Genomic DNA, 10,615 nt, shown 5'->3' on the forward strand with positions numbered 1-10,615 from the left:
CGCCGAGCGCGGCGGCGACGCCGAGCACGCCGGCGGACTTCCCGTGCCCTGGTGAGAGCCCCACTGCCACGCCGCGGCCGTCGACGTACAGCCCGAGCCCCACCGCGCCGCCCACCGACCACTACGCCGAGAACCACGGATTCATGGTGCCTTTCGCGCTGCACGGCAAGCGCCGTTGCCAAGGGCTCGCGGCCGTCGGGCGCGTCCGGGCTGCACTCGAACCGCTGCGCAGGCGCGGGGACTTCACGGCCGATGGCGCCCGCAGGGCCCTGGCCGGGATCGGATACTCCGCCGGGCAGGTGCAGACCTACCAGGACGGCTCCGGCGTCGGCTTCCTCATCGAGGTGGACGACTACCCGGTCTGCGTGGAGGGGCGGATGACGGGCGCGGAGACCAAGGCGGACACCTTCGGCGGCTACCCGGACCACAACGGCTGCGACCAGCCCTCGGGAGGTCACTGACGCTCCGGGCGCCGTCCCCGCGGACCCCGTCCGAGAGGTACCGGAGGCCGCGAACACCGGCGCTCGGCGGTGACCGGAAGCCGGTTTCCCAGTACCGCAAGTAACATGATCACCTTGTTCTGGGTATACCAGTCAGTCAACTCGACGCATCCCAGGATGCGCTCTGCCCGGAGATGTCCATGTCTTCTCTCGACGATGCATTCGAAAACGCCCGTTTCACCTACGAGCAGCACGTGCGGACCTGCCGCCAGTGCCATGCCGACAACGCGGCCTGCGCCGTGGCCAAGCACCTCCTGCGGATCTGCAACAACGCCCGCAGGGACCTGCTCCGTGCCACGGGCCGGCAGACACCGACCGTCACACCCTGATGCGGGACCCGGCCGCCGCGGTCAGACCGTGCCGTACACCTCCGCCACGTTGGTGCGGGGCGCAGGACGGTGGCGGGCCGCCGGGCCCTGCGCGAAGGTGCGCAGCAGGTTCTCCGTCGTCCGCGTGACGAACGCACGCGTACGGGCGTCCATGCCGTGGTCGCGGCCGAGCTCGCCGGTGCCGGCCAGCAGGGACTCCACCCAGCGCATGGTGCCGGTCGCGAAGACGCCCGCGCCACCCGGTGCCGTGTAGTACGCGGAGTCGCTGTGGCTCGGGCGTCCCCCGCACACCAGGGGGGAGTGCGCGGTGATCTCCAGCTGGCCGGGGGTCGGAAAGGCGGGCGTGACCCGGTCGTACTCCACGCCGACGAGATGGGCGAAGCTGTCGCCGCGCCGCACGCCGGTGCCGTCGTACAGCCAGTGATCGGCGGCGTGGACGACATAGGGGGCGTCGACCGGATAGCCCTCGTAGAGCACGCCGGTGAGTGAGGACTCCGGATCGGCGGCGGGCGGGCTGCGGTAGTCGGTGGTCACCAGCTCCGGAGCGGACGAGTAGTACGGGTCGGCCCGGTACGACGTCTTGTAGCAGACCACCGTGCGGTCGTCCGGCCCCTGCCCGTCCTCGAGCCGGACACGGCGGAAACACGTGTTGGCGCCGAGGAAGGCGATGTTCGTGCCGGCGTCCCGGGCGTGGGTGACGTACTCCCGCTGCTGGGGCGTCCAGTACTCGTCATGGCCCAGACAGACCAGGGTGCGCGCTCCGAACAGCACCGAGGGGTCCCGGTGGACGTCCACGCCGGTGGTGTAGGCGAGCGGGATGCCGAGGCGTTCCGCGAGCACCACCAGGGGCCGTTCGTAGACCAGGAACTTCTCGGCGCCGTCGCCGTCGTAGGGGCGGTCGAAACTGACCGCGAGCGACCGGTCGGCGTAGGCGCCCGAGGAGCCGGTGTAGAGGTCGTAGCCGCCCCAGCGGTTGTAGGCCTGCCAGGTGGCCGGGGCGTGCAGCAGGACCGTGCGGCCCGTGCCGTCCGCGGAACGGACGATCAGCGGCACGTACCGCTGGTGGCCGGTGTCGGACTCCAGACGCAGCAGATACGCGCCCTCCGGCCAGCCGGTGGTGTCCAGCGTCAGGGTGGTGGGCCAGTCGGCGCGTACGGTGCGGGTGGCGGACAGCAGGCGCGGGGGCGGCTGGGTGCGGCCGGGTATGCGGGGTGACGTCCATATGAGGCGGGCCTGCTTTCCGCCGTACCAGCCGACGCGGAACGCCGAGACCCGGAACGAGGCTGCGGTGGTCGACACATGCAGGCCGCACTCCTGGCCCGGGGTCACGCTCACCCGGTCGGTGTAGGCGGCCACCGCCTCCGGCGGGCCGGCCGAGCGGACCCGCCAGTCGGCGGTGCCCGTCGCGTCCCGCTCGGTCTCCGGCCGCAGCCGCCCGCCCTGTCCGCCGAAGGGGCGGAAGGCCTCCCGGTGCGGGCCGGGCGTGCAGGCGGCGGCCGCGCCCAGGCCCGCGCCGGCGCACAGGGTCAGGAAGCCCCGGCGGGCCAGGCCGTGGCCGTGCCGGGGTGGAGTGCCGTGGGCTGGGGTCACTGCGCCTCCCGGATCCGCCCCGGTTCATGCTGGGTCCAGGCTCCCGATGCTGCTCCGCCTCCCGCAACCGCACCAAGGCTCCGGAGTGAGGGCGCGGGCAGGACGTGGCCCGGCGGGACACGCGCACAAGGGGCACACCGGGCCGGCCGCCGGCGTTGTTCCGTACGAGTGGTACGCCGGGGGCGCCGGGTCGGTCACGGCAGCCCCCGACCTGGCCGCGGCCCCGTCCGTGCCGGTCTACAGCGGTGGCTCCTCGAAGAGTTCCAGCAGCGAGTGGGCGCTCTCCCTGGCCAGGAGGGCGGTTCCGGGCGCGGTCGGGAAGAAGCCGCCCCAGGCGCGGGCACGCCCCAGGGCGCTCAGCCTCCAGGCGAGCCGCACCGCACGCCGGAGTTCGGCCGCCGTCCGGCCGGCTCCCGTCCACGGCTCCAGATAGGCGTCGCGCAGGCGCGGCAGCACCTCGGGTCCGTACCGGCCGCAGGCCCTGCGGGCCGTGACCTGCAGGCTGCAGAAGGGGTGGGAGACGGCGGCGTCGCCCCAGTCGAAGAAGGTGTACCGGCCCGGTTCCGGGTTGAACAGCTGGCCGTCGTGGAGATCCGAGTGGTCGAGGGAGTCGGGGACGCCCGAGGCCGCGAGTTCGGTGCACCAGTCCACCAGGCGGGGCCGGAGCGCCTCGAGCCGTGCGCGTTCCTCCGGCCGCAGCGCCGCGTTCTGAGCGAGCAGCTTGTCGAAGACCTCGGGCAGCTCCGGGGCCCGGGCGCTCGGGACACCCAGCCGTACGATCTCCCGCGCGTGCGGGACCAGGGCGCGCTGCATGCTCGCGTACTGGCTCAGGAGGCTCTCCCAGGCGCGGGGCTCGACGCGCCCACGCTCCAGGACGGTCCGGAAGAGGTCGCCCCCGTCGGGCAGCAACGACCAGCCGCGCTCCGCGTCGACGGCGAGCGGCTCCAGGACGTGCTCCGGGACCCAGCGGGCCAGAGCCGCGGTCAGCGCGCCCTCGAAGCCGCTGGCCGGCGGATTCGCCTTGAACCAGACGGCCCCCCGTCCCGCCACGGGCACCCGCACCAGAACGGACCACGGCCGCAACCGCACCTGCAGGGGGCCGGTCGCCCGCAGACCGTGCACGGCGAGCCTGCCGTGCACCCAGTCGAGTGCAGCGGTCCGCCACGACTCCTGGTCCCAGGGAGTCACCGCGTCCTGGTGGCGGCCACGGTCCACGGTGAACGGTGCATGATGTCCCATCACACCATCCCAGCACCACGACCACCGCGGGACCAGCCGTTTTCCGACGTCACGGCGTGACGGGTACGCCCCCGGACGCGGTCCGGGGGCGTACGCGGTCAGCGGTGCGGGTCAGGAGTGCTGCCTGCGGCGCATCGTGAGGTAGGTGCCGGTGACGCCGGCGGCCAGCAGGGCGCCCACGCCGAGGCCGACCGGTACGGCCGGGAACCCCGAAGCGCCGGTGTCGGCGGCGGTGTTCTGCATCGCCGGGCCGGGGGTGATGCTCGTGGCCACCGCGGCGACGTGCTTGATGGGGCCGACGGACTTCACCGAGCCGTCCGGGTTCAGCAGCACCTGCTTGTTGTTCGGGTGCCGGAAGTCGAACATGCCCGTGAGGGAGCCGGCCGTCGCGTCGAAGGAGTGGTCGCCGACGCGTCCGGTGTGCCAGTTGTCCTCGATGAACCGGGTGAGGGACGCCTGGTCGGTGAGGGTGTGGTCGACCTTGTTGACCTTGCTGTAGGGCGAGATCACGAGCAGCGGCTGGCGGGTGCCCGGGCCGCAGCGGTCGGCGTAACCGCCGGACGCCTTCGGGCCCTTCTGGCAGGCGGGGCTGTCGGTGGCCTTGCCGTTGGAGCCCGGCGAGGTGTCCTGCGAGCCGTTGCGCGGGACGGCGTAGGCGTGGTCGTACCAGCCGTCGGAGTCGTCGTAGGCGACGACGACCGCGGTCGACTTCCACTGCGGCGAGCTCTGGATCGCGTTGATCTGCTTGATCAGGAAGTGCTGCTCGCCGAGCGGGTCGGAGTAACCGGCGTGGCCGTCCTGGTACTCGCCCGCCTTCACGAAGCTGACGGCCGGGAGCTTGCCCGCCTTGACGGCGGCGGTGAAGTCGGTCAGGTCGTAGTTGTGGTTGGCCTGCCCGTTGTGGCCGATCTCGGAGACGCTCTTCGGCGGCAGGTGGTGCGGGTTGGCCGTCGACTTGTAGTACGAGAACGGGTTGTGGTGCGGGCTGTAGTCGGCCACGGCCGCGCCGCCCACGTTGGTGTGCGTGGTGTCGCACTTGGCGTACGACCCGGACGTCCCGTTCCACGCGGCCGACGGGCGGAAGCCGCCCTGGAACCAGCCCCAGCTCACCTTCTTCGTGTTGAGCAGGTCACCGATGTTCCTGCCCTGCATGGCCGCCAGCGCGTTGGTGCTGGTGTGGTCCTTGCCGGAGCAGTCGTCGAACGCCGGGTCGGGGTCGTTGATCATCGTGCCCACGCCCTTGGCGTCGGGCGACTTGACCGCGTACGGGTCGGGGGTCGCCGTCTGCTTGCCGGTGGCCGGGTCGACGGAGATGACACCGTGCGTGTTGCCGGAGACCAGGTTGAGGGCGCCGGGTGTGGACGGGCCGTAGTTCGAGCTGTAGGCGCGGTCGCCCAGGGAGTAGTGCTGGGCGTAGTTCCACAGCGCGGTGACGGTGTTGCCGTCGTAGTAGTCCATGGCCAGGCCGGGCTCGCCGAACAGGCCGCCGCTGCACTTGTCGACCTCGGTGTTCTGCACGAACTGGTCGGCCTTGCCGCCGTTGTAGGCGTACTGCTCCGGGCCGTAGGAGTGGTTCTGGTCGCAGGTCATCGCCTGCGCCGGGGACAGCCGCTTGGGCGCGTACTGGTTGGGGTTGTGCTTCAGCAGCCCGGCGTGCGCGAGGGTGTCGATGTCCTTCGGGGTGTTCCTCGACGCCTTGAACTTCGTCCCGTCGGTGTTGGCGGCCTTCGGGTACGTGGCGAAGTAGTGGTCGAAGGAGATGTTCTCGTCGAAGAGCACGACGACATGCTTGATCGGCGTCGCGGTCGAGGAGTGCCCGCTCGGCGCTCCGGCGGGCGCTGCTGCCCAACCGGGCGCGTTGCTGCCGAGCACGGTGAGCGCCGCGGCTCCCGCGAGCGCTCCCAGGCTCCGCATCGCGGCTCGTCTTCCCCTGCTTGCCATGGTGGTTCACCCTCCGGACAGAACGTCTGTGCGTCGTACGAGCACGGATGCTGCGCCCGTCGCGGGGCGCGACGGCGGAGCCATGATGACCTGCGGGTGAACACCGAGTCAGGGATGTTGGGGCAAAACTTGACGGTGTGTTGACCCTTCCCGGCCGCCGACTTGTCCGGACAGGCTCACGCGAGCAGGGCTCGCCCGTACCAGTCCGACGCGTCCCGCACACCGGGCAGCGCGAAGAAGTAGCCGCCGCCGAACGGGCTGATGTAGTCGGTGAGCGGTTCGCCCGCCAGACGGTGCTGCACGGTCTCGAACTGCCGTGCCAGGTCCTGCTGGTAGCAGCAGAACAGCAGGCCCATGTCGAGGTTGCCGTTGGCGTCCATGCCGCGGTCGTAGTTGTAGGCGCGGCGCAGGATGCGCTGGTCGGCGGTGGCGGCCGTGCGGGGGCCCGCGAGGCGGATGTGGGCGTCCAGCGGAATGACGTCGCCCTTGGGATCGTCGGCGTACTTCGGGGTGTCGTGCTCGTGGTCGCCGTCCAGCGGCGCCCCGGAGGAGCGGGCGCGGCCGAACATGCGCTCCTGCTCGCTCAGCGAGACGCGGTCCCAGAACTCCACGAGCATCCGGATCAGTCTGACGACCTGGTAGCTGCCGCCGACCGCCCAGTCCGGCTCGCCCATGCCCCTGCCCACCCACACCAGGCGGTCCATCTCGCGGGCCGCTGTCGCGTCCGGGTTGGCCGTGCCGTCCTTGAAGCCCATCAGATTGCGCGGGGTGCCGGAGGGCCGGGGCGGGCTGCTGAAGCCGTCCAGGCGCCAGCGGACCTGCAGGCCGCCCCGGGTGTGCCGGGCGATGTCGCGCAGCGCGTGCAGGGTGGTGTCCGGATCGTCGGCGTGCAACTGGAGGCTGAGGTCGCCGTGGCACCAGTCGGCGTTGAGGTCGTCGTCGGGGAAGGCGGGCATGGCGGTCAGCCGCCGGGGTCTGCGGGCGGCCAGCCCGAACCGGTCGTCGAAGAGCGAGGCACCCACGCCGACTGTCACGGCCAGCTCGCCGGAGGGCAGCCGGTCGCCGAGTATGCCCGAGTCCGCGGGCGGTCCGGTGATGCCGACGGGGGACGGCGTCCCGCCCGAGGTCAGGAGGCGGGCGCGCTCGGTGAGGGTGCGCAGTAGGTCGACCAGGTCCGCGCGGTGCTGCGCGGTCACGTCCAGGGAGACGAACACGCTCGTGCGCCGTGGGGCCGCGAGCACGGACGCCTGGTGGCTGCCGTGGAAGGGGGCCACCGTCGCCGTCGGTGCGGCCGGGGCAGCGGCACCGGTCGCGAGCCCGGCTCCCGCCAGCGCGGCACCGCGCAGGAACCGGCGCCTGCCCACTCCCTCCCGCCGGTCGTCGGCGCTCATGCCGTCCTCCTGGGATCGCACAGGGTCGCCACCGACGCGAGCCGTTCGACCAGGTCGCCGAAGACCGAGTCGATGCGCTCCCGCTGGGCCCGGGCCAGGGTGGGCAGCGCGGTCCAGCGGCCGCCGTGACGGAACCCGTCGAGCGTGTGCCGGGCGCTGTCCAGGTCCCTGTCGAGGCCGGGCAGGTCGGCGTACCGGGTGGTGAGCAGGGGGCGCAGCCGGGACAGCACCTCGCGGGTGCCGTCGAGGTTGGCGCGGGCGGTGGCGAGATTGCTGCCGCTGCCGTAGTCGGTCCGGCCGGTCAGCTCGAACTGCACGGTGTTCTCCAGGATTTCGTGTGCGCGCAGACCGAGCTGGGCCGGGTCCATACGGGACTGCGACCAGCTGTCCCGCAGTCCGGTCACTGCCTTGAGCAGTGCCTCCGCCGGGGTGCGCAGCCGGGCGGCGGGCTGTCCGTGCCACAACCCGTACTCGATGCGGTGGAAGCCGGTGAAGTCCTTGTCGCCGACCCCGCCGGGCAGTCCCGCGTCCGTTCCGTTGATCCGGGCGTCCGCGTCCCCGAAGGCGTCGTACGCCGCCCCCAGCCGTTCGTACTGCAGATGGGCCGGCAGCCATGCCGTACGGGCGCCGGCGAGGTCGCCGTCGTCGATGGCCCGGCGCAGCTCCGCCGTCAGCCGGACCACCTTCTCGAGCCCGCCGCCGACCCACTTCTGGTAGGCGAGCGCCGGCGGGATCAGGTCGTGCTCGGTGACGGGGGCCGCACCCGGCCCGCGCCGCCCCGACGCGACGCGGACGCTGGGTCCGGTCACGGCGTCGGCGTCGTCGGGCACGCACTTGAAGGCGTACGTCCCCTTCCCCAGGCGGACGGTCAACTGCCGGGTCGTTCCCGGGCCGATGCCCTCCACCTCGCCGTACACGACCTGGTTTGCGGGGTCTTCGAGGTAGACCTCGGAGGCTCCGTCGGAGGCGTTGTGCAGGTCGAAGGTCTGAACCCCGGGAGTCGGCCGGCTCCAGCCCCGGCCGCAGTGGCTCGGTGAGACCTCGACCGTGACGGTCCGTGCGGCCCGGGTGCGGTGCCCGTCGCCGAGGGAGAACGCCAGCAGGGTTCCTCCGACGGCGAGGGCCAGCACGAAGACCAGCACACCGGCCGCCCGGAACCGGACCGGCCGCGTGCCGAGACGGGGCAACGGCATGGCGAGCCTTTCCGGAACGACGTACGCAACTGTCCCCGCAGCGGTGCGCAGACCGGAGGGACGGCCTCATGGTATGCAACCGAACGCACCCGAACAGCCGTCCCGACGATTCATTGACCAGGAATTCCCTCCGGGTTCACCGGCTGTCACCATCGAGTGCGCGGCCACCGGGTGTGCCCGCCGGGACGGTCCGGCCGGTGCAGGTCGCGCTCGAACCCGGTGCGCTGGGCCGCCGTCTGCGGCAGGTCGTGGAGGAAGGGCACCCACCTGGTACGCGTTCACCCCGCCGTCGGCGAGCAGGTCCCAGTCGGTGCCGGCGGTGCAGGTGAACCCGTTGGCCGCTGCCTGCTCGGGGAACCACTCGTTCGCTTCTTCGACGAAGCTGATGTGTGCGGCGTCCCAGGTGCTGTTGTAGAGGGCCAGCACCCTGAAGGGGGGCGGGCGCTGCGTGTGCAGGGGCACCGGCGGTGCCCAGGAGCACGGTCAGCAGAATGAGGAGCCGCGGACACAGGGAGGCGAGGGGGCAGCGCTCTGACAGGGTGCATGGGTCACTCCTGACGTGTGGGGGGTTGGTGCAATGTCAAGGTCTGCACCAAAGGCGTCAAGAGGTGAAGTAGCGAGGGAATCGGCCGCGTTGGAGCATCCACTGGTCGAACCCTGCGGCCGCGTTCGTGTCCGCCATTCGGATGTAATCCGGGCTCGCGGGGAGAAGGTCGCCCGCCGTGGATGCCAGGGTCGTCCCGTTGTTGATCAATGCCGGACGGAGGCATGTCTCATGAGCGTGACGTCAGGGTGGATGCTGCGGGCGGGGCTCGGGCTGGTGAGCGTGGCGGCACTCGTGCTGACCGGAACGCCGTCGGCGGAGGCGGGGGCCCGCGGCTGCAACGGCCGCACCTGCATCGACGTCGAAGGATCGGGGCTCAGGGTCGAGCAGGTGTCGGCGTCGGCGACCTGGAACGGCGACTTCACCGGGCACTTCCACATCTGGGGCGGCGGCCTCGACCGGAACAGCCCCACGGGGTTCTGGGGCTACCACCAGAAGTTCACCGTACCCGTGGGCCGCGACCTGCCGAACGGATCGGTGATCTGCGCCGAGGGCTGGGAGCATGTCCACGGCGGTTACGAGTCCCGGGGGCGGGCCTGTGCGGAGGTCCACTTCTAGGGTGGGGCCCGCCGCAGGCCCCGCCGCAGACTGTCTTCCGACGCGCAGGGACTTCCCGCGTCAGCGCACGGGGAAGCCGAAGGAGTACCCCTGCTGCTTCAGCCAGGGCAGCAGGGTGCGCAGGGCCGCCACGGTCTGGGAGCGGTCGCCGCCGGCGTCGTGGAAGAGCACGGTCGGGCCGAGGTGCAGCTCGCGCTGGACCGTGGCGACGATGGCGCCCGTGCCGGGCCGCTCGAAGTCCTTGGAGTCGACGTTCCAGCCCAGCGGCCGCATCCCGTGCGAGGCCGCGAGCTTGCGGCTGTAGGGGGTGAACGCGCCGCCCGGGGCCCGGTAGTACATCGGCCGGACGCCCCCGGACGCCTTGGTGATCTGGCGCTCGGCGTCCAGGATCTGCTGCGACTGGTAGGCCTCGGACTTGTGGTCCATGCCGGTGTCGTGCGAGACCGTGTGGTCGCACAGCCGGTGCCCGGCCGCCACCACCCGCTTGACCATGTCCGGGTAGGCCTGCGCCTGGGTGCCGACCATGCAGAACGTCGCCTTCACCCCGTTGTCCCGCAGCACCTGGAGCACCTGCGGGGTCCAGGTCGGGTCCGGGCCGTCGTCGATGGTGATGTTGACCGCGTGGGCGCCGCCGTCGGAGGCATGGGCGATGACGGCGGAAACGGGCGTTGCCGTCGGCGCAGCCGTACGCGCCGGCTTCGGGTGTCCGTCGACGGGGCCGGCCTGTGCGGTCCACACCGATGTCGCCGCGGCAACTGCCGTGACCCCGACCGCCGCCGCGACCACCCGGCCGTACCATCCCCGCCCGCCATGCCGTGCCATGTCTGCCCCGCTTCTTGTGTCGTCGATGGGTCCCCGCGCATCTTTGAGGATGAGCTGGGACGGCCGGAGGATCCGGCTGTTACCGATCACGGACAATTCCGCGGTGATTCTGCGACAGGAGCCCACCGTCCGCTTCGGAACCCCTCGCTCCACAGGGCCGGAATTCACCTGTCGTCCCGTTCGTCCTGGTGATGCGCCGCCGCATCACCGCTTCCATGACCCCTGCCCGGCGGCGGCCCGCCGCCGGCACCCGGCCGACTTCTGTGGGGGGTTGGGGACACGTGCGTCCTTCCAGAACGCGCCCGAAGCGCTCGGCGGGATCAGCCAGACGACGAAGAAGCGGTTTGTCCGGTGCGGCGGCGCTCCTGGGCGTCGCCGCACCCGTCGTGGCGGCCGTGGCCGCCGGGGCCGCGGGGGGGGGGGCGGGGCCGGGGGGGCGGGTGTGCTG

9 protein-coding genes and 1 pseudogene are annotated in these 10,615 nt (G+C 72.0%); 3 read left to right on the top strand and 7 right to left on the bottom strand.

The annotated features are described in order from the left end of the window. Both AB0H32_RS43240 and AB0H32_RS43245 read left to right on the top strand, forming a co-directional pair. Positions 1–461: hypothetical protein (locus AB0H32_RS43240; RefSeq protein ID WP_361133527.1), on the top strand; the 461-nt coding region annotated here is incomplete at its 5' end. Between the two features lie 179 nt (positions 462–640). Next, positions 641–829, top strand: coding sequence for a hypothetical protein (locus tag AB0H32_RS43245; protein WP_361133530.1), 189 nt, complete (start codon positions 641–643; stop codon positions 827–829). Between the two features lie 21 nt (positions 830–850). On the opposite strand, the gene AB0H32_RS43250 is transcribed toward AB0H32_RS43245, so the two are convergent. The 6 genes and pseudogenes from AB0H32_RS43250 to AB0H32_RS43275 form a co-directional block, all read right to left on the bottom strand. Further along, entirely contained in the window at positions 851–2,419 is a 1,569-nt protein-coding gene (locus tag AB0H32_RS43250; protein ID WP_361133533.1) for a N,N-dimethylformamidase beta subunit family domain-containing protein, read from the bottom strand. Between the two features lie 237 nt (positions 2,420–2,656). After that, entirely contained in the window at positions 2,657–3,658 is a 1,002-nt protein-coding gene (locus AB0H32_RS43255) for a phosphotransferase (protein WP_361133536.1), read from the bottom strand. A gap of 111 nt (positions 3,659–3,769) precedes the next feature. Next, positions 3,770–5,599, bottom strand: coding sequence for an alkaline phosphatase family protein (locus tag AB0H32_RS43260; RefSeq protein ID WP_361133539.1), 1,830 nt, complete (start codon positions 5,597–5,599; stop codon positions 3,770–3,772). A gap of 176 nt (positions 5,600–5,775) precedes the next feature. Next, on the bottom strand, positions 5,776–6,990 hold the full coding sequence (gene efeB / locus AB0H32_RS43265; RefSeq protein WP_361133542.1) for an iron uptake transporter deferrochelatase/peroxidase subunit: 1,215 nt from the start codon (positions 6,988–6,990) through the stop codon (positions 5,776–5,778). After that, complete coding sequence (locus AB0H32_RS43270; protein WP_361133545.1) at positions 6,987–8,183, bottom strand: EfeM/EfeO family lipoprotein; 1,197 nt, start codon at positions 8,181–8,183, stop codon at positions 6,987–6,989. The genes efeB and AB0H32_RS43270 overlap by 4 nt, the downstream gene beginning before the upstream one ends. Positions 8,184–8,389: 206 nt before the next feature. After that, a pseudogene (locus tag AB0H32_RS43275) lies at positions 8,390–8,721 on the bottom strand (ThuA domain-containing protein); the annotation flags it as partial. A gap of 237 nt (positions 8,722–8,958) precedes the next feature. On the opposite strand from AB0H32_RS43275, the gene AB0H32_RS43280 reads away from it, so the two are divergent. Beyond that, complete coding sequence (locus AB0H32_RS43280) at positions 8,959–9,345, top strand: hypothetical protein (RefSeq protein WP_361133548.1); 387 nt, start codon at positions 8,959–8,961, stop codon at positions 9,343–9,345. A 60-nt stretch (positions 9,346–9,405) separates the two neighbouring features. Here the strand turns inward: AB0H32_RS43280 and AB0H32_RS43285 are convergent, their stop codons facing one another. Then, positions 9,406–10,167, bottom strand: coding sequence for a polysaccharide deacetylase family protein (locus tag AB0H32_RS43285; protein WP_361133551.1), 762 nt, complete (start codon positions 10,165–10,167; stop codon positions 9,406–9,408). Positions 10,168–10,615: the final 448 nt, after the last annotated feature.

Origin of the sequence: Streptomyces sp. NPDC020362 (assembly GCF_040642095.1) — a bacterium.
In the GTDB taxonomy this organism is placed as follows: domain Bacteria; phylum Actinomycetota; class Actinomycetes; order Streptomycetales; family Streptomycetaceae; genus Streptomyces.